21 protein-coding genes are annotated in these 18,946 nt (G+C 57.9%); 14 read left to right on the forward strand and 7 right to left on the reverse strand.

Features of this window, described 5'->3' with window-relative positions; genetic code table 11:
• Window positions 1-285: 285 nt before the first annotated feature.
• From fliF to sra, 14 genes are all read left to right on the forward strand, one after another.
• Window positions 286-1,974: a flagellar basal-body MS-ring/collar protein FliF gene (gene fliF, locus ACMV5H_RS14195; protein ID WP_414822009.1), complete on the forward strand. Its 1,689-nt coding sequence runs from the start codon at window positions 286-288 to the stop codon at window positions 1,972-1,974.
• Window positions 1,971-2,963 (forward strand): flagellar motor switch protein FliG, encoded by a 993-nt coding sequence (gene fliG, locus ACMV5H_RS14200; protein WP_414822010.1) that lies wholly within the window; start codon window positions 1,971-1,973, stop codon window positions 2,961-2,963. Before fliF ends, fliG begins: the two co-directional genes overlap by 4 nt.
• Complete coding sequence (gene fliH / locus ACMV5H_RS14205) at window positions 2,956-3,654, forward strand: flagellar assembly protein FliH (RefSeq protein ID WP_414822011.1); 699 nt, start codon at window positions 2,956-2,958, stop codon at window positions 3,652-3,654. The genes fliG and fliH overlap by 8 nt, the downstream gene beginning before the upstream one ends.
• The gene (fliI, locus tag ACMV5H_RS14210) at window positions 3,654-5,015 is read left to right on the forward strand and encodes a flagellar protein export ATPase FliI (RefSeq protein ID WP_414822012.1); all 1,362 of its coding nucleotides are present in this window, start codon (window positions 3,654-3,656) and stop codon (window positions 5,013-5,015) included. Before fliH ends, fliI begins: the two co-directional genes overlap by 1 nt.
• A gap of 18 nt (window positions 5,016-5,033) precedes the next feature.
• Complete coding sequence (fliJ, locus tag ACMV5H_RS14215) at window positions 5,034-5,480, forward strand: flagellar export protein FliJ (RefSeq protein ID WP_021180957.1); 447 nt, start codon at window positions 5,034-5,036, stop codon at window positions 5,478-5,480.
• Entirely contained in the window at window positions 5,477-6,697 is a 1,221-nt protein-coding gene (locus ACMV5H_RS14220) for a flagellar hook-length control protein FliK (RefSeq protein ID WP_115158087.1), read from the forward strand. The genes fliJ and ACMV5H_RS14220 overlap by 4 nt, the downstream gene beginning before the upstream one ends.
• A 135-nt stretch (window positions 6,698-6,832) precedes the next feature.
• Window positions 6,833-7,324: a flagellar basal body-associated protein FliL gene (fliL, locus tag ACMV5H_RS14225; protein ID WP_021180955.1), complete on the forward strand. Its 492-nt coding sequence runs from the start codon at window positions 6,833-6,835 to the stop codon at window positions 7,322-7,324.
• Between the two features lie 6 nt (window positions 7,325-7,330).
• Complete coding sequence (fliM, locus tag ACMV5H_RS14230) at window positions 7,331-8,335, forward strand: flagellar motor switch protein FliM (protein ID WP_021180954.1); 1,005 nt, start codon at window positions 7,331-7,333, stop codon at window positions 8,333-8,335.
• Window positions 8,328-8,741, forward strand: a complete 414-nt coding sequence (fliN, locus tag ACMV5H_RS14235) for a flagellar motor switch protein FliN (protein WP_059201111.1) — start codon at window positions 8,328-8,330, stop codon at window positions 8,739-8,741. Before fliM ends, fliN begins: the two co-directional genes overlap by 8 nt.
• Window positions 8,741-9,145, forward strand: a complete 405-nt coding sequence (fliO, locus tag ACMV5H_RS14240) for a flagellar biosynthetic protein FliO (RefSeq protein ID WP_414822013.1) — start codon at window positions 8,741-8,743, stop codon at window positions 9,143-9,145. The genes fliN and fliO overlap by 1 nt, the downstream gene beginning before the upstream one ends.
• Window positions 9,142-9,897: a flagellar type III secretion system pore protein FliP gene (gene fliP, locus ACMV5H_RS14245; RefSeq protein WP_059201113.1), complete on the forward strand. Its 756-nt coding sequence runs from the start codon at window positions 9,142-9,144 to the stop codon at window positions 9,895-9,897. The genes fliO and fliP overlap by 4 nt, the downstream gene beginning before the upstream one ends.
• Window positions 9,898-9,928: 31 nt before the next feature.
• A complete protein-coding gene (gene fliQ, locus ACMV5H_RS14250; RefSeq protein ID WP_021180950.1) occupies window positions 9,929-10,198 on the forward strand; it encodes a flagellar biosynthesis protein FliQ in 270 nt (89 codons plus the stop codon).
• A 2-nt stretch (window positions 10,199-10,200) separates the two neighbouring features.
• Window positions 10,201-10,983 carry a flagellar biosynthetic protein FliR gene (gene fliR / locus ACMV5H_RS14255; RefSeq protein WP_021805709.1) on the forward strand — a complete coding sequence of 261 codons (783 nt, stop codon included), beginning with the start codon at window positions 10,201-10,203 and terminating at the stop codon, window positions 10,981-10,983.
• 210 nt (window positions 10,984-11,193) lie between these two features.
• The gene (gene sra / locus ACMV5H_RS14260; protein WP_141234381.1) at window positions 11,194-11,412 is read left to right on the forward strand and encodes a stationary-phase-induced ribosome-associated protein; all 219 of its coding nucleotides are present in this window, start codon (window positions 11,194-11,196) and stop codon (window positions 11,410-11,412) included.
• Window positions 11,413-11,569: 157 nt separating this feature from the next.
• Here sra and flgL read toward each other — a convergent pair whose 3' ends face one another.
• The 7 genes from flgL to ACMV5H_RS14295 all read right to left on the reverse strand — a co-directional run bounded on the left by flgL (window position 11,570) and on the right by ACMV5H_RS14295 (window position 18,945).
• Window positions 11,570-12,532, reverse strand: coding sequence for a flagellar hook-associated protein FlgL (flgL, locus tag ACMV5H_RS14265; protein WP_021805710.1), 963 nt, complete (start codon window positions 12,530-12,532; stop codon window positions 11,570-11,572).
• Between the two features lie 61 nt (window positions 12,533-12,593).
• A complete protein-coding gene (gene flgK / locus ACMV5H_RS14270; protein ID WP_021180947.1) occupies window positions 12,594-14,246 on the reverse strand; it encodes a flagellar hook-associated protein FlgK in 1,653 nt (550 codons plus the stop codon).
• Window positions 14,247-14,558: 312 nt separating this feature from the next.
• Entirely contained in the window at window positions 14,559-15,500 is a 942-nt protein-coding gene (flgJ, locus tag ACMV5H_RS14275) for a flagellar assembly peptidoglycan hydrolase FlgJ (RefSeq protein ID WP_021805712.1), read from the reverse strand.
• Window positions 15,500-16,600 carry a flagellar basal body P-ring protein FlgI gene (locus ACMV5H_RS14280; protein WP_021180945.1) on the reverse strand — a complete coding sequence of 367 codons (1,101 nt, stop codon included), beginning with the start codon at window positions 16,598-16,600 and terminating at the stop codon, window positions 15,500-15,502. The genes flgJ and ACMV5H_RS14280 overlap by 1 nt, the downstream gene beginning before the upstream one ends.
• 10 nt (window positions 16,601-16,610) lie before the next feature.
• On the reverse strand, window positions 16,611-17,264 hold the full coding sequence (locus ACMV5H_RS14285) for a flagellar basal body L-ring protein FlgH (protein ID WP_051363709.1): 654 nt from the start codon (window positions 17,262-17,264) through the stop codon (window positions 16,611-16,613).
• Between the two features lie 125 nt (window positions 17,265-17,389).
• Window positions 17,390-18,172 (reverse strand): flagellar basal-body rod protein FlgG, encoded by a 783-nt coding sequence (flgG, locus tag ACMV5H_RS14290; protein WP_021180943.1) that lies wholly within the window; start codon window positions 18,170-18,172, stop codon window positions 17,390-17,392.
• A 17-nt stretch (window positions 18,173-18,189) separates the two neighbouring features.
• Window positions 18,190-18,945 carry a flagellar basal body rod protein FlgF gene (locus ACMV5H_RS14295; RefSeq protein ID WP_021180942.1) on the reverse strand — a complete coding sequence of 252 codons (756 nt, stop codon included), beginning with the start codon at window positions 18,943-18,945 and terminating at the stop codon, window positions 18,190-18,192.
• Window position 18,946 lies beyond the last annotated feature (1 nt).

Consider the following 18,946-nt stretch of genomic DNA (forward strand, 5'->3'; position numbering starts at 1 on the left):
TTTCAAGCGCTGGCCTGAAAAACGGCGGGAAAACCGCGCCTTCATTCGCCTGCATGATCCCGATGCTGCACACCCTACCACAGTGCTTTCCGGTTAAAGCGGCTAATTAACTGCAAAAACACCGGTTTATCGGGCCATCAAAACTTGCCCCTAGAGCAAATAATGGCATGCCCAAAAATGGGGGCGCTTTTGTTAGGCCGTAAAGAACTGTGTATTCAGGGAGTCTGTTTTGTCATCACACAACAACGCTAGCCATACCTCGAACCCGCCAGAGTGGGTACCAGCATGAATGGTGAAAGCCGTGATAACGGCCTGCTGGCCCTATGGAATCGCTTGCGTGCCAACCCTAAAATTCCACTGCTGATCGCGGCCTCGGCGGCGATCGCCATCGTGGTTGCGCTGATGCTATGGGCCAAAAGCCCGGATTACCGCGTGCTGTACAGCAATCTCAACGATCGTGACGGCGGCGCTATCGTCACGCAACTCACGCAGATGAACATCCCCTATCGCTTTACCGAGAACGGCTCGGCGTTGATGATCCCGGCGGAGAAGGTGCATGAAACCCGCCTGCGTCTGGCGCAACAGGGGCTGCCCAAGGGAGGTGCCGTCGGCTTTGAACTGCTGGATCAGGAAAAATTCGGCATCAGCCAGTTCAGCGAACAGATCAACTACCAGCGCGCGCTGGAAGGCGAACTGTCACGCACTATCGAATCCCTGGGGCCGGTACAGAATGCCCGTGTGCATCTGGCACTGCCTAAGCCTTCGCTGTTTGTACGCGAACAAAAGAACCCCTCAGCTTCCGTGACGCTCACGCTGCAACCTGGCCGCACGTTGGACGACGGCCAGATCAATGCCGTGGTGTATATGGTATCCAGCAGCGTGGCCGGTTTGCCGCCGGGCAACGTCACGGTGGTCGATCAGGCTGGCCGCCTGCTGACCCAATCTGACGGCACCGGACGCGATCTCAATGCCGCACAGTTGAAGTACGCCAATGAGGTTGAGAACCGCTATCAGCGCCGTATTGAAGCTATTCTGGCACCGATTGTCGGCAGCGCGAACGTGCGTGCACAGGTAACGGCACAAATCGATTTCTCCACCCGCGAGCAAACCGACGAACAGTACCAGCCCAACCAACAGCCGGATAAATCAGCAATACGCTCCAGACAGCTCAGCCAGAGTGAACAGAACGGCGGGCAACAGATCGGCGGCGTACCGGGTGCCCTTTCCAACCAGCCAAGTGCAGCGCCGACTGCACCGATAGAAACACCAAAAACTACGGCGGCGGGCAATACAAATACCCCTGCCACGGCAAGCAATGCCAATAACAGCACGCGTACCGGGGCTAGCGGTAACGTAGCGCAAAACAGTCGCCGTGATGAAACCACCAACTACGAGGTGGATCGCACCATTCGTCATACCCAGCACAAGGCTGGAGCGGTGGAACGCCTGTCGGTCGCCGTGGTGCTCAACACCCTGGGTACCGATAAAGACGGTAAACCACTGCCGATGAGCAAAGAACAGTTGGCTCAGGTGGAGTCGCTGGTCCGTGAAGCGATGGGTTACTCCAGCAGCCGTGGCGATACGCTTAACGTGGTCAACACCCAGTTCAATGATGTAGAGCAGACCGGCGGCGAGTTGCCTTTCTGGCAGTCACAGTCGTTTATCGATCGGTTGTTCAACGCAGGCCGCTATTTGCTGGTGCTGCTGGTGGCCTGGATTTTGTGGCGCAAGCTGGTTCGTCCGCAGCTGCAAAGCCGTCAGGTGGCGCAACAAGCTGCAGTGGCCGCTGCCAATACGCCAGCCACTCGCCCGGCTGAGATGAACAAGCCAAGTCATGAAGAGCAGGCGCTGCACAAGAAATCACAGCAGCGCGTCAATGCTGAAGTCCAGGGCCAGCGGATCCGCGAACTGGCAGATAAAGATCCACGCGTGGTGGCCCTGGTGATCCGTCAATGGATGAGTAACGAACTATGAGTCTGACAGGTACCGAAAAGAGCGCCATCCTGCTGATGACGCTGGGTGAAGATCGCGCCGCCGAAGTCTTCAAGCACCTCTCGTCACGGGAAGTGCAGCAGTTGAGTGGCACCATGGCCAGTATGCGCCAGGTGTCCCACAAACAGTTGGGGGAGGTCCTCAGAGAGTTTGAAGACGATGCCGAACAGTATGCCGCGCTGAGCGTCAATGCCAGCGACTACCTACGCTCGGTGCTGGTAAAAGCCTTGGGTGAAGAACGTGCCAGCAGCCTGCTGGAGGATATCCTCGAATCACGCGAAGACACCTCCGGCATGGAAACGCTCAACTTTATGGAGCCGCAGAGCGCGGCCGATCTGATCCGCGACGAACACCCGCAGATCATTGCCACCATCCTGGTTCACCTCAAGCGCGGCCAGGCGGCGGATATCCTGGCACAGTTCGAGGAGCGCCTGCGCAACGACGTGATGCTGCGTATCGCCACCTTCGGCGGTGTACAGCCAGACGCCCTGGCAGAGCTGACCGAAGTGCTGAACAATCTGCTGGACGGCCAGAACCTCAAGCGCAGCAAAATGGGGGGTGTCCGTACCGCCGCCGAGATTATCAACCTGATGAAAACCCAGCAGGAAGAGGCGGTTATTGGTGCCATGCGTGACTACGACGGCGAGCTGGCGCAGAAGATCATCGACGAAATGTTCCTGTTCGAAAACCTGGTCGAAGTGGACGATCGCAGCATCCAGCGCCTGTTGCAGGACGTGGAAAGCGAATCCCTGTTGATCGCCTTGAAAGGGGCCGAACAGCCGCTGCGCGAGAAGTTCCTCAAGAACATGTCGCAACGTGCCGCCGATATCCTGCGCGACGATCTGGCCAACCGTGGCCCGATGCGGATGTCGCAGGTGGAGAACGAACAGAAGGCTATCCTGTTGGTGGTACGCCGCCTGGCAGAAACCGGCGAAATGATCATCGGCGGTGGCGAGGACACCTATGTCTGATCGCCTCAACACCCTGCCCTGGCAGCCCTGGTCGCTTAACGATCTGGCGGATCCCAAACCGGTGCTGGAACCGGAAAGCCCGCCTGAAGTGATCGTCATCCCACAGGATGACAGCATCAACGAACAGCAACGGCTGGAGATGCTGCGTTTGCAGGCCCAACAGCAAGGTCAGCAACAAGGCTTTGCCGAGGGCCAGCAGAAAGGCTATGACGCCGGTTTCCAGGCCGGGCTGGAGGAAGGCCGTCAGCAAGGCATTCTGGCGGGCCAACAGCAGCAGCAACCGATCACCGAACATTGGCAGCAGTTGGTCACCGAGTTCCAGCACACCCTGGACGCGCTCGACAGCGTGATTGCCTCGCGCCTGATGCAGTTGGCCCTGACGGCGGCCAAACAGGTCATCGGCCAAGCGCTGGTGTGCGATGGCACCGCCCTGCTCGGCCAGATCCAACAGTTGATCCAGCAAGAACCGATGTTCAGCGGCAAACCTCAGTTGCGCGTACACCCGGATGATTACGAACGTGTAGAGCAGCAGCTTGGCATGACACTCAGCCTGCACGGCTGGCGGCTGCTGGCCGACGGACAGTTACATCCAGGCGGCTGCAAGGTCAGCGCAGAAGAAGGCGATCTGGATGCCAGCCTGGCCACCCGCTGGCATGAACTGTGCCGTCTGGCCGCACCGGGAGAGCTGTGATGACCGTTCGTCTCGGCCGTTGGCTGAACTCGCTGGACAGTCTGGAAAAACGCATTGCCCGTGCGCCCGCGGTGCGCCGCTATGGCCGTCTGACGCGAGCTACCGGGCTGGTACTGGAAGCCACCGGTTTGCAGTTACCGCTGGGGGCCACCTGCCTGATCGAACGCCATGACAGCGGTGTGGTGCAGGAGGTAGAAAGCGAGGTGGTCGGTTTTAACGGCCAACGGCTGTTTCTGATGCCGCTGGAAGAGGTCGACGGCATCGTGCCCGGCGCTCGGGTCTATGCTCGCGTCTCCCCCGAAGGACAAAGCGCCAGCAAACAGTTACCCCTTGGCCCGGCATTGCTTGGCCGGGTGCTCGACGGCGGTGCCAAACCGCTCGATGGTCTGCCAGCACCAGATACCGGCTACCGTGCACCGCTGATCACCGCCCCGTTCAACCCGTTGCAGCGCACCCCGATCGAACAGGTACTCGACGTGGGCGTGCGTACCATTAACGGACTGCTCACCGTGGGCCGCGGCCAGCGCATGGGCCTGTTCGCTGGTTCTGGCGTGGGTAAAAGCGTGCTGCTCGGGATGATGGCGCGGTATACCCAAGCCGACGTGATCGTCGTTGGGCTGATCGGCGAACGTGGCCGCGAAGTGAAAGACTTTATCGAAAACATCCTCGGCACCGAGGGGCGCGCCCGTTCGGTGGTAATCGCTGCACCGGCAGACGTTTCGCCGCTGCTACGCATGCAAGGCGCCGCCTATGCCACCCGTATCGCCGAGGATTTCCGCGATTGGGGCCAACACGTACTGCTGATTATGGATTCCCTGACCCGTTACGCCATGGCGCAACGTGAAATCGCCCTGGCAATCGGCGAACCCCCGGCTACCAAAGGCTATCCGCCTTCGGTATTCGCCAAACTTCCTGCTCTGGTAGAGCGTGCCGGTAACGGCATCAGCGGCGGCGGTTCCATCACCGCGTTTTATACCGTGTTGACCGAAGGTGATGACCAGCAAGACCCGATTGCCGATTCGGCACGCGCCATCCTTGATGGCCATGTGGTGCTGTCTCGGCGCCTGGCGGAAGCGGGCCACTACCCTGCCATCGATATTGAAGCGTCGATCAGCCGTGCCATGACCTCGCTGATCGACGAGGAGCATTACCGGCGGGTACGTAACTTCAAACAGATGTTGGCCAGTTACCAACGTAACCGCGATCTGATCAGTGTAGGAGCCTACGCCGCAGGCAGCGATCCGCTGCTGGACAAGGCCATGACGCTGTATCCGCAGATGGAAGCCTATCTGCAACAGGGCATTTTCGAACGCAGCGGCTACGACGATGCCTGCCAGCAATTGCAGCAACTGATTGTTTAACCACGGAGCCTGAGCACCATGAAACCACAGTCACCGCTGATTATCCTGCGCGATCTGGCGCAGGATGCCGTAGAACAGGCCGCACAGCACCTCGGCCAGGCACGTCAGGCGCAACAGGCGGCGGAGCAACAGCTTGCCATGCTGCTCAACTACCAGGATGAGTATCGGCAAAAGCTGAACAACACCCTGTCTAGCGGCATGGGTTCCGCCAGTTGGCAAAACTACCAGCAGTTTATCGGCACGCTCGAGCAGGCCATCAGCCAGCATCGCCAGCAGTTGCTCCAGTGGAGCGAGAAGGTAGAACGGGCGGTCAAACAGTGGCAGGACAAACAGCAGCGGCTGAACGCTTTTGAAACGCTCAACACCCGTGCCCTCAGCGCCGAACTGATGCTGGAAAACAAGCGTGACCAAAAACTGATGGATGAGTTCGCTCAACGCAGTTCACAAAGGAATCTAAACCCATGAACCTCAACGTTCTCTCTGGCTTGCCCGCGACAGTTGATGGCACGGAGACTGGCCTTACCGCGCTGTCGTTGGATGATGCCGGACTGTCTGCCAGCTTTGCTCAACTGCTCGGCGAGCGCTTCATGCCCGAAGGTCAACTGAAAGGCAAGCCGAACGTGGCCCAGCTACTGGCCGAAGATCCACAAATCTCAACCCTCAGTCGCCAACAGCTTAACCAATTGCTGAACTCGCTCAGCGATCGTGGCCGTTTGCTGGCCGCTCCGCAGGAACTGGATGCGGCAGACGATAGCCAAACCCGGTTAACCCAGCGCGATGACGAACAGCCGCTGCACCCTGTAGATACTTTGGATGCGGCCAGCTTGCAGGCTCTGTTTGCCATGCTGCCTGCCGCCGTAGTGCAGCCGTTACCAGGAAATGGGGTCGCAACCGCCGCTGAGCCAAGCGGGGACGAAGCGCCGCTGACGGGAACCGCATCACTGTTAGCCACCCTGAGCGAAAAACCAGCGTTATCCACTGCTGGCCTGCCAGCGTCAAAATCGCAGCCGAACGCAGACGATAAATCCGCCTTGGCCGCCAAAACTGACGCGTCGTCAGTACTGTCTTCTCAGACCGATAACAATCAGGATAGCGGCACCACTCCACTGAAACTGGCGGCTGAATCGGCGCAATCTTCTGCAACGCCACAGCACGCAGCCCCTGCGCCAGTTTCCAGCCCGGTGATCGCCAGCCACCCCGTCAGCGCGACGGTGAGCGCACCGGCAACGCCACAGTTGAACGCTCAACTCGGCAGCCAGGAATGGCAACAGGCACTGAGTCAGCAGGTGCTGATGTTCCACCGCAACGGCCAGCAGAGCGCCGAGTTACGCCTACATCCGCAGGAACTGGGTGCCTTGCAAATTACGCTGAAGCTCGACGATAACCAGGCCCAGTTGCATATCGCCTCGGCACACGGCCAGGTTCGTGCGGCGGTGGAAGCCGCGCTGCCCCATCTACGCCATGCGCTGGCGGAAAGTGGTATCAACCTTGGCCAGAGCAGCGTTGGCGGTGAGTCACTGCCACAGCCGCAACAGTCACAGCAGCAGGCCTCTCACCAAGGCGGGCAGCCTTCTTACCGTGAACAACACGGCAGCGCGGAAACCGGCGTTGAAGCCCTGAGCGCCCCAGCAGCGCTGCAGGCGATGGCCCGCTCGGTCGACGGCGTTGATATTTTCGCCTGACGGCGTGCAAACGCTCAAGCTGGCACGCTTTTCCCCGCCTATTCTGGCTATTGCAGCCCAGAATAAGCGGGATAATGGAATTACATGTATTGCGTGCAGCTTGTCAGCACGCAGAGAACAGGATTTGGCTTAGTAATGTCTCAGAACTCCCTTCCAACAGCAGCAACAAAAAAACGCCCAATACTGGTGATCCTGCTGGTACTGATCGCCTTGGGCGCATGTGGTGCCGCAGGCTACAGCTGGTGGTTGATGCAGCAGCATAAGAACGGTCAACCCGCCGCCGAGGAAAAAAAGCAGCCGCCTCCGGCCCCGGTGTTTATGCCATTGGATACCTTTACCGTCAATCTGGTGACGCCGGATAACAACCTGGACCGCGTGTTGTATATCGGCCTGACGCTGCGCCTGCCAGATGAAGAAACACGCCGCCGGTTGAACGATTTTCTGCCGGAAGTGCGTAGCCGTCTGCTAATGCTGCTTTCACGACAGGAAGCAAGCCAACTGGCCAACGAGCAAGGGAAACAGCAACTGGTGGCACAGATTAAAGACGTGCTCAGCCCACCGCTGGTGACGGGACAACCGAAGCAAGTGGTCAGCGATGTGCTGTTCACTGCCTTCATACTGCGGTAATAAACCATGGGCGACAATATTCTTTCACAGGCCGAGATCGACGCACTGCTCAATGGCGACAGCGCGGGGGATGAACCCGCCGCCGTCATCGGTCATGAAAGCGAGGTCAAACCTTACGATCCCACCACCCAACGGCGCGTGGTGCGTGAGCGCCTGCAAGCGCTGGAGATCATTAACGAGCGTTTTGCCCGTCAGTTTCGCATGGGGCTGTTTAACCTGTTGCGCCGTAGCCCGGATATTACCGTCGGGGCGATCAAGATCCAGCCATACCATGAGTTTGCCCGCAACCTGCCGGTGCCGACCAACCTGAACCTGGTCCACCTGAATCCATTGCGCGGCACGGCGCTGTTTGTGTTTGCCCCCAGCCTGGTGTTTATCGCCGTGGATAACCTGTTCGGTGGCGATGGCCGTTTTCCTACCAAGGTCGAGGGCCGGGAATTTACGCCAACCGAACAGCGGGTGATCAAACGCATGCTGCGCTTGGCGCTGGACGCCTATGGCGATGCCTGGAGCGCCATCTACAAGATCGATGTGGAATACGTACGTGCCGAAATGCAGGTCAAGTTCACCAATATCACCACATCTCCCAACGATATCGTGGTAACCACGCCGTTCCAGGTGGAGATCGGCGCGCTGAGCGGTGAATTTAATATCTGTATTCCATTCGCCATGATCGAGCCACTGCGCGAGTTGCTGACTAACCCACCGGTGGAGAACTCCCGCCAGGAAGACAGCCAGTGGCGAGAAACGCTGGTGAAACAGGTTCAGCACTCCGAACTGGAGCTGATAGCCAACTTTGTCGATATCCCGATGCGCCTGTCGAAAGTGCTGAAACTCCAGCCAGGCGACGTGTTACCGATCGATAAACCGGAGCGCCTGATCGCCCATGTTGACGGCGTCCCGGTCTTGACCAGCCAATACGGCACTTTGAACGGGCAGTACGCCCTGCGTGTTGAACATTTGATTAACCCTATTTTGAATGCCCTGAGTGAGGAACGGCCCAATGAGTGATCCTAAACAACAGTCTGGCGAAGAGAAGGACTCCGTAGACGATCTGTGGGCTGATGCGTTTAACGAGCAACAGGCGACCGAAAAATCCGCCTCTACCGAGGGCGTATTCAAATCGCTGGAAGCTCAGGATGCGTTGGGTAGCCTGCAAGATATCGATCTGATCCTGGATATTCCGGTCAAGCTGACCGTGGAACTGGGCCGCACCAAGATGACCATCAAAGAGCTGCTGCGCCTGTCGCAAGGCTCGGTGGTGGCGTTGGATGGTCTGGCCGGTGAACCCTTGGATATCCTGATTAACGGCTATCTCATCGCCCAGGGCGAAGTGGTGGTGGTCGGCGACAAGTTCGGCGTACGCATCACCGATATCATCACGCCTTCCGAGCGCATGCGCCGCCTGAGCCGCTAATGAACCCCAACGCCAGCGTGCAGACACAAAGCACTCAGCAGCCCGCCGGTACGGCGCTGCCCACCGGCTCGGTATTGATGCAGGTCAGCAGCGCGCTCGGTGCTATTTTGCTGCTGATCCTGCTCGCTGGCTGGCTGTTTCGTCGGTTGGGCCTTGCCCCGCAGGCCCGTGGCAATCAAAAATTGCTCAACCTGCGTGCCAGCTGTCAGGTTGGCCAACGCGAACGGGTGGTGGTGGTTGAAGTGGATAACACCTGGCTGGTGCTGGGCGTTACGGCTCAGCAAATCACCCCGTTGCACACCCTGTCCGCGCCACCGACTCAGGAAGCAACCGATCACAAGTCACCGGCAGATTTCCGCCAACTGATGCAAAACGTCTTAAAACGCCCGGATAAATCGGCATGAATCCATTCTCCTACCGCCGGGCTTTTGGCCCGCTGCTGGCCGCAGGCCTGCTACTGCTCAGCCCTGCCGCTTTGGCACAGTTGCCGGGGCTGATTAGCCAACCTACGGCCAACGGCGGCCAAAGCTGGACGCTGCCGGTGCAGACGCTGGTACTGATCACCTCACTCAGCTTCCTGCCCGCGATGCTGCTGATGATGACCAGCTTTACCCGCATCATCATCGTGCTGGGGCTGCTGCGTAACGCCCTCGGCACCCCATCGGCACCGCCCAATCAGGTAATGCTGGGGCTGGCACTGTTTTTGACCTTCTTTATCATGTCACCGGTGTTCGACAAGGTATATCAGGATGCCTACCTGCCGTTCAGCCAGGACAAGATCAGCATGGAGGTAGCGATCGACAAAGGTTCGCAGCCGCTACGTGAGTTTATGCTGCGCCAGACGCGGGAAAGCGATCTCGCCCTGTACGCCAGGCTAGCTAACCTGCCCGCGTTGGAAGGTCCGGAGGCCGTCCCGATGCGTATTCTGTTGCCCGCCTATGTCACCAGTGAGCTGAAAACTGCCTTCCAGATTGGTTTTACCGTATTTATTCCGTTCCTGATCATCGACCTGGTGGTGGCCAGCGTGCTGATGGCGCTGGGGATGATGATGGTACCGCCCGCGACCATCTCGCTACCGTTCAAACTGATGTTGTTTGTGCTGGTGGATGGTTGGCAGTTGCTGTTGGGATCGCTGGCGCAGAGTTTTTACAGCTAGCAGACCCCCTCCCCTCTATTGGAGCAAAAAGATGACACCTGAATCGGTAATGGCGCTGGGTACGGAAGCGATGAAAGTGGCGCTGGCGCTGGCCGCCCCACTGCTGCTAGCCGCGCTGTTCAGCGGGCTGATCGTCAGCCTGTTGCAGGCCGCCACGCAGATTAACGAAATGACGCTGTCGTTCATTCCCAAAATTCTCTCCGTGGTCGCCACCCTGATCGTTGCCGGGCCGTGGATGCTCAATCTGCTATTGGACTACATGCGCATGCTGTTCAGCAACCTGCCGAACCTGATCGGCTAACCATGCTAACCTTTGACAGCGCCCAACTCAGCGTCTGGCTCAGCCAGTTCTTCTGGCCTCTGCTGCGCGTCCTGGCGCTGATTAGCACCGCCCCGCTGTTCAGCGAAAAGCAGATCTCCAAGCGGGTGAAAATTGGCTTGGGCGGTCTGATCGTATTGCTGATCGCCCCTACGCTGCCCACCAGCAATATCCCGCTGTTTTCTGTCACCGGCCTGTGGCTGGCCGTGCAGCAGATCCTGATCGGCGTGGCGATCGGTTTAACAATGCAGTTCGCCTTTGCAGCTGTGCGCCTGGCGGGTGAGGTGATCGGCATGCAGATGGGGCTGTCCTTTGCCACCTTCTTCGATCCCTCTGGCGGCCCCAATACGCCACTGCTGGCGCGCCTGCTGAACCTGCTGGCGATGTTATTATTCCTCAGCTTCGATGGTCACCTGTGGCTGATCTCGCTGCTGGCAGACAGCTTCCATACCCTGCCGATCCAGGCACGGCCGCTGAACGGCAACGGTTTCCTGGCGCTGACCCAGGCAGGAACGCTGATCTTCATTAACGGTATGATGCTGGCGCTGCCGCTGATCTGCCTGCTGCTGACGCTGAACCTGGCGCTTGGCCTGCTCAACCGCGTTACCCCGCAGCTTTCGGTGTTTGTGATCGGTTTCCCGGTTACGTTAACCATCGGCATGTTGACCCTTGGCATGATGATGCCGATGCTGGCCCCCTTCTGCGAACACCTGTTCGGTGAGTTTTTCGATCGGCTGGCGACGGTGATCGGCGGTATGTCCCCTTAATTCCGAGGTTACCCGCGAGACAAACTAGCAGGGAAAGATATTTTCCGAGATAAAAAGTTGAAAAAGCGAAATTAACCAGATTTAGCGGCGATTATTCTGCCGGGCTTGAATAATAAAATACCCCCCTTAGAATGGCCTCATTAAATAAATCCCACGCCGTATAAAAATACGGACCAAAGCCATTATTTTTGGTTGGCGATTTATTAAAAAATGGATAACCAAGAAAATAAAACAACGGAGCCTTCGGGCTACGGTATTTTATTTTTCTCAACTGACTTATCTCAATACGGCCAGGAGCACGGAATGAAGACGAAAACCAACAGGAAAGCACGCAGAGCCTTGGGTATGGCGCATTGGGTAACCAACCGCGTTCAGATTACGCCGTCAGCCTGCGGCAAGATTTGGACCGTAGCCAAAAAGAAAAAATAATCTGTTTTTAATGCGTAGCGTTAAAAATAGTAAAATCACTTATCCAGCCTGAATATCCTGACGTTTCCCGCCGTTAAATCAGGCTGTGTAAAAACGGTGCTGCGCTCTATATCCACGTTATAGGGCGCAGTGCCCTACAAGCGTGAATAACTATTTCTTATCGGTTTATTTGGAATAATGACATACCCTGCATATCGCTAAAGGTCTTATACGATGCCTGCAAAGCCGCCTGTTGCATGTAGTAAGACGAGATCGCCTCCACCACATCCGCCTCAACCAACGCGGTCAGCTGATTTTTGTTAGCCGTATTGTTTTCGATGCCGATGCTGTCCAGCACCTCCAACTCCTGCAACTGAGTCCCCAGCACCGCATTGGTGCTCAGCACGTTGTTATAGCTGTTATCCAGGCCACGGGTTGCCTTATCGAGCGCCGCCGTCACCTGCTCACGGGTAGCCTCATCGGCCCCCTGCAGAGGGGTCTTCAACGCTTTCAACGCCATATCGATGCTCTCGAACACGTTCGCTTCGGAAGGGCTGCCGTCCGGTTCCGGTTTGATATTGCTGGTCAGCGACATAAATATCGAGCTGCCGGTGTGGCCCACGGTCATGGTGCGGTTGGCGTCCACTTTCTGCTCAATGGCCGAGCTGCTGCCCTGGTAAACCACCTTGCCACCCTGCTCGACAAACGGGGCTTTATCATTGGCAAAGCCGGCAAAAATAAAACGGCCGTTACCGTCGGTGCTGTTGGCCTGGCTGAGTAGCTGATCTTTCAGCCCCTGCAACTGGGTGGCCAAAGAATCACGGTCATTGTCGCTGATCGTGCCGTCACCGGCATTGACGATCAGCGCTTTCATGTCCTTGATGCCATCGGCGGCGCTACGCAGCACGGTTTCTTCCATCGAGATGTTCTGACGGGCAAAGGTGCGCGCCAACGCGTACTGGCTGTTTTCTGACATCGACTGCGAGATCATCACCGCCTGTGACGCCGCTAACGGATCGTCCGAAGGGTAAAGCACGCGCTTGCCGCTGGAAAGCTGCTGCCCGGACTGCATCCACAGAGACTGATTATTGGTGACCCCCGACAGATTCTGCTGGTAGATCATGCTGGTGCTCATGCGCATGGGTTAGGTTCCTCACTAAGGGCATCCACAGCCGGCATACCGGCTGCGGTTAACGGTAAAATCAACGAATATTCAGTATGGCGTCAAACAACGAGCTGGCGGTCTGGATCACCTGCGCATTGGCCATGTAATACTGTTGGAAACGCAGCAGTTCGCCATACTCTTCGTCCAGGTTAACCCCGGAAATGGACTGCTGTTGGGTTTGCAATTGGGTCACAATATTGGTTTGTGCGGTGGCGTTGACTTTGGCGGTAGCGGTCTGGTTACCCACGCTGCTGACCAATCCGGCATAGGCGCCGCTCAAGGTTGCTTTACCCTCCACCACTTTGGCGGTTTGCAGATCGAGCAGTTTCTTGACGTTGTCGTTATCGCCCTTACCGCCATCTTCCGTTCCTGCGGCAGCAAACTTGGCCGAGTCGCTGATAGCAACCTTCAGGGTACCAGCCACATCGCTAACCGGTTTCACGGTAAAGCTGTCATTCTTTTTCGCGTTGCCCGTCACGCCGATCTGCAGGCCATCAAAGCTCAGCGTCGGTTTGCCATCCGCATCGGTGCCTGCGGTGGCAGGTACTTTGACGTTGTCGGACAGGCGCGTAACCTGCCAGTTGGCACCGTCAAACTCCATGCGGTAGTCACTGGCCTTGACCTTGCTGGTATCGGTAAAGGAGACCGACAGCGAGGCATTGCCGGTGTTGTTGGTATTGTTAACCGTACGCCCACCTGAGAAGCTGAAGAAATCTTCCCCCGGATCGCCGTTGATATCAAAGCCTTCGCGATGCTGCTGGTTAAAGCTATCGGCCAGCGCCAGGGCCAGTTGCCCCAACTGGTTACGTGCGCCATCCAGTGATTCACTACGGAACTTCAGCACGCCGCTGACGCTACCGCTGCCAATCTGGCTTTCCGGAATTTCGCTGGCGCCATTGCCGCGATCGTAACCGAGCGTCAGGCGGGACGGGTCTTTGCTGGAAGGCATCGCCGTCACCTGATAGGAGGAGTTGCCCTGCACCAGCGTCAGGCCGTTGGCGAAGGTCACGGTATAGGCATCACCGTCCTGCTGGGTGACCTGAACGCCGACCACCTTGTTAAGCTCCGTCACCAACTGATCGCGCTGATCCAGCAAGGCGTTCGGCTCGCTGCCGCCGCTGCTGGCCCGCACCTGGGTGATTTCGTTATTCAGGCGGGCGATCTGCTGGCTGTAAGTATTGATCTGGTTGGCGCTGTCGCTCAGTTGCTGGTTGACGCCCGCATCCATATCGCGCAGATACTTGTCCGCATTGTTGAACTGATTCACCAGGCCGTTGGCCTTGCCTAACACGGTCTGGCGGGCAGCGTCATCCCCGGCATTGCTGACGACGTTTTGCAGGTTTTTGAAGAAATCTTCCATCCCCGATGCCAGGGTGTTGGTTTTAGACGCCAGCAGGTTATCGATCTGGGAGACTTTTTCGAAGTAGCTGCTCTGAGCCGAAGCTTCGCTTTGCGCTCCGCGCAGCTGGGTCATGATGAACTGGTTATACTCGCGATTGACCGTAGTCACGGTGGCTCCGTTGCCGATAAATCCGTTCATGGTGCCCAGGCCGCCGTTTTGCGCCAGGATCGCGGTCTGGCGGTTATAGCCCGCCACGTTGTAGTTGGAAATGTTATTACTGACGGTGCTAAGCGCAACCTGCGCCGCATTCAGGCCACTCATCGCGGTATTGATTAAGCTGTTGGACATAGAGGTTCCTTATGCTGCGGTGCCAGCGGCCCACAGAGGTCAAAAATTGTGCCGGGCGTTGCCATCCGGCCTGCTTGGGTTATCGGCCACAATGGAGAAAACTTGAGGAAAATAGTAGTGACTCACCTTGGCTAAACAGGCACTCGAGTTTGTTGAGATTATCGATTTACTTCCAAAAGCACTGGGGCTATCAGCTCCCTCTCCCTGTGGGAAAGGAGGCATTCGAGTTTGTTGAAATCACCGATTTACTTCCAAAAGCGCTGGGGCTATCAACTCCCTCTCCCTGTGGGAGAGGGTTGGGGTGAGGGGCCACTAAAACAGATCCTGCAAATCGTGGGTATAGGCTTTGGTTACCTGTTCCCCAGCGCTTTTCATCTGCTGGATCATGCTGACCAGCTTTTTGGCATACAGCGGATCGGTAGCATAACCGGCCTTTTGCAACGCATGCGCCGCCTGCTCGGGACTGCTGGCACTGGCAACGTTGGCGTAGCGCGGGTTGTTGGTCAGCAATTTGACGTAATCCCCAATCGCTTCCATATAGGAGCCATAGACGCGGAAGCGGGCCTTGACCTTCTTCGCCACCCCTTCCTCGAACTCGGTAGTGGTGATTTCCGTCACCGGGCCGTCCCAACTGCTACCGGCCTTGATACCAAACAGGTTGTAACTGCGTGAACCATCCGCCGCGGGGATCTCGCGTTGCCCCCAGCCAGACTCCAGCGCGGCCTGCGCCATGATCAGCTGGTGCGGAATACCGCTTTGCTGGCTGGCAACCCTTGCTGGAATAGACAGCTGCGCGACAAAGTTGCCATTGCTCAGCGGCAAGGGAGGCGCCGAAGGTATTTTTGGCACCGCCCGGCGTACCATCTGTTCCAATGCCTGTCGCGGCAAGGTCTGCAACACTTCGTTGTCCAGCGCCATCGGCACCGTCCCTGCGGTTTCGCTTGGGCGGCTGTTTCCGGCGGAGAGCTGCTTGACCATCATGTCCGCCAGCCCCAGACCTTTCTGCGACATCTGTTGGGCGATCTGCTGATCGTACATCGAGGTATACAGCCGCGTCTGATCGCTGCTCAACACGCCGTCCTGCGGCAACGCCGCACGCATGCTTTTCAGCATCATCTGCACGAACATTCCTTCCACCTGCTGGGCAACCTGTTTGATATTGCCCTGCGGATCGGCGGCAACATCGCGCTTCAAGCCGTTCAGCGACTGGGTGTCATAGGCCGCACCCGACATGGCCATCAGATCGCTGCTCATCAGATAATTTCCAGTTTGGCACGCAGGCAGCCAGCGCTCTGCATTGCCTGCAAGATAGACATCAGGTCGATCGGCGTCGCCCCCAGCGCATTCAACGCGCGAACTACGTTATTGAGGTTGGCGCTAGCGTTCACTTTTTGCAGTGAACCGCCCTGCTGCTGCACGGAAATCTGGGTATTCGGCGTCACCACGGTCTGGCCACCGCCGAATGGCGTATCCGGCTGGCTGACGGTGTTTTGCCGATCGACCACCACAGACAGGTTCCCCTGTGCTACTGCGCAGGAATCCAGCACCACATCGCGGTTCATTACTACCGAGCCGGTACGGGAGTTGATGATCACTTTGGCATCCATTGCCCCAACGTTAATGCTGATATTCTGGATATCTGCCAGGAAGCGCACTTGCGAACTATTGCCGCGTGGCACCAGCACCTGCACGGTACGGGAATCGAGTGGAGAGGCTGTGCCGCCCCCGCGCTGGCGGTTGATAGCATCACTGATCTGTTGTGCCAGGGTGAAATCATCGTCGTTCAGTTGCAGGTTGATCACGCCATCCTGGCCGAAGGTGGTAGGCAATTCACGTTCGATGGAAGCGCCGTTGCTGATACGGCCACCGGCCAACTGATTGACCTGCACGCTGCTGCCCCCGGAGGACGCACCGGCCCCGCCGACCAACACGTTACCCTGTGCCAACGCATAAACCTGATTATCAACGCCTTTGAGCGGCGTCATCAGCAGTGTCCCGCCACGCAGGCTTTTGGCGTTACCCATTGAGGACACCACCACGTCGATGTTCTGCCCCGCACGGGAAAACGGCGGTAGCTTGGCGGTTACCATCACCGCCGCCACGTTTTTCAACTGCATGTTGGTGCCTGGCGGCACGGTGATCCCCAGTTGCGATAGCATGTTGCTCAGGCTCTGGGTGGTAAACGGGGTTTGCATGGTCTGATCGCCAGAGCCGTCCAACCCCACGACCAGGCCGTAGCCAATCAACGCGTTGTCACGTACACCCTGTACCGTCACCAGATCGCGGATGCGTTCCGCCGTCGCGGGCAGGCAAACCAGCATCATGGACAGTGTGAGAAGTAACTTTTTCAACATCGGTCAATCCTTAGAACGGTGAAACATTTAAGAAGAAGCGCTGTAGCCACCCCATGGTCTGCGCTTCATTGATATAGCCGTTACCGACGTATTCAATACGCGCATCCGCCACCTGGGTGGACGTGACCGAGTTATTGCCACTGATGGTGCGGGGGTTAACCACACCGGAAAAACGGATGAACTCGGTGCCCTGATTGATGGCAATTTGCTTTTCGCCCACCACGTGCAGGTTGCCGTTGGCCAAGACCTGATTGACCGTGACGGTAATGGTGCCGTTAAAGGTGTTGTTGGCGTTGGCCCCGCCCTTGCCGCCGAAGGTGCTGTCGCCGGAGATATCCATGTCGGCGCGCGCGTTACCGAGCAGCCCGTCGAGATAACGTGGTGAAGTGGCTACGCCAAATTTGCTGGCCCCATTGCGGCTGGCGTTGGCGGATGAACTCTTGCTGGCACTGACGTTTTCTTGCAGCACGATGGTCAGGGTGTCGCCGATATTACGCGGGCGACGATCTTCAAACAGCGGCTGATAGCCGTAGTTCATCGGCTGTACCGTCTGGAAAATCGAACCGTTCGGCACCGGAGCGCCTGCCGGAGCGGGCTGAGCCGTGGTAGCTCCGTCAACCAGGGGGGTATGCGGAATATAGGCACAGCCGCCGACTGTCAGCATCAGCAGCCCGGCCAGGACGCGTTTGCCTTGCTGCGGCACGCTGGCCGCTAAAAAGGTGGTTACCACGGGTATCGCCTTTGTTGCTCAGGATAAGGATTACGGGCGCAGCACGCTGCGCCCGTCGATTACAGTTGCGTCAGCTTTTGCAGCATCTGGTCAGACGTTGATACCGCTTTGCTGTTGATCTCATAGGCGCGCTGGGTCTGGATCATGTTGACCAACTCTTCCGCCACGTTGACGTTAGAGGTTTCAACATAACCCTGATACAACAGGCCTGCCCCGTTGAGGCCAGGGGTACTTTCGTTAGGCGCACCGGAGCTTTCGGTTTCCTGGTACAGGTTTTCCCCCATGCTTTCCAGGCCGCTATCGTTGATAAAGGTGGTCAACGTCAATTGCCCTACCTGCTGCGCCGCCGTCTGGCCCTGCTGGGTCACGCTGACGATGCCATCACGGCCCACGGTAATGCTCAGGGCGTTGGCCGGAATGGTGATCGCCGGTTGCACCTGAAAACCACTGGCGGTCACCAACTGGCCATTCTGATCGATCTGGAATGAACCATCGCGGGTATAGGCCTGGGTGCCATCCGGCAATACCACCTGGAAGAAGCCCTGCCCCTTGATCGCCACGTCTTTGCTGTTGTTGGTCTGCGACAGGTTGCCCTGGCTGTGGATGCGCTCGGTCGCCACCGGACGTACGCCGGTACCAATCTGCAAACCGGAAGGCAGCGTGGTTTGCTCGGAAGACTGAGCCCCGGGCTGACGCATGGTCTGGTACAGCAGATCTTCAAACACCGCACGTTGGCGTTTAAACCCGTTGGTACTGACGTTCGCCAGGTTATTGGCGATCACGTCCATGTTGGTCTGCTGCGCATCCAGACCGGTTTTGGCAATCCATAAGGATGGGATCATGATTTATTCCTCTGCACTCAGCTCATTGACAGCAATGAGTTGGCGCGCTGTGCGTTTTCATCCACGCTGTGGATGACCTTCATTTGCATTTCGAACCGGCGGGCGTTGGCGATCATATCCACCATCGTCTCCAGCGGTTTGACGTTGCTGCCCTCCAACACTCCCGGCATGATCCGCACATCGGGATCGTTCGGTAGTTGGTTGCCACGCTGCTGCTGAGCCTCGGCAGTCAGATGGAACAGGCCGTCGTCCCCGCGCACCACTTCCCGAGCATCGGCCTTCACCAGCTTCAGGCGGCCAATCTGGGAAATGGTGTTAGGCGGATCGCCCGGATTTAACGCCGAAATGGTGCCGTCCGCCGCCAGCGTCAGCTCTGCCTGCGGCGGGGCTTCGATCGGCCCGCCATCGCCCATCAGCGGCACGCCCTGCACCATCAACTGCCCGGTGGAGGAGATCTGGATGCTGCCGTTACGGCTGTAGGCTTCGGTGCCGTCCGGCAGCCTTAGTGCCAGAAACCCGTCCTGCTGCAATGCCACATCCAGTGGCCGCCCGGTGTAGTTCAGCGGCCCTTGGCTCATGTCTGCCCCAGGCGTCGACGCAGCCACCAGCGTGCGCGTCTGCATGCTTGGCCCATCAACCGGCACCGCACGCAGCGCCGAAAGCTGTGCGCGGAACCCAGGAGTGGAGGCGTTGGCCAGGTTGTTGGCCGTGACCGACTGCTGCTCCAGCGTCTGCCGGGCCCCCCCCATCGCGGTATAAATCGCGTGATCCATA

This window comes from Serratia sp. N21D137, from assembly GCF_047530005.1.
In the GTDB taxonomy this organism is placed as follows: Bacteria; Pseudomonadota; Gammaproteobacteria; order Enterobacterales; family Enterobacteriaceae; genus Chania; species Chania fonticola_B.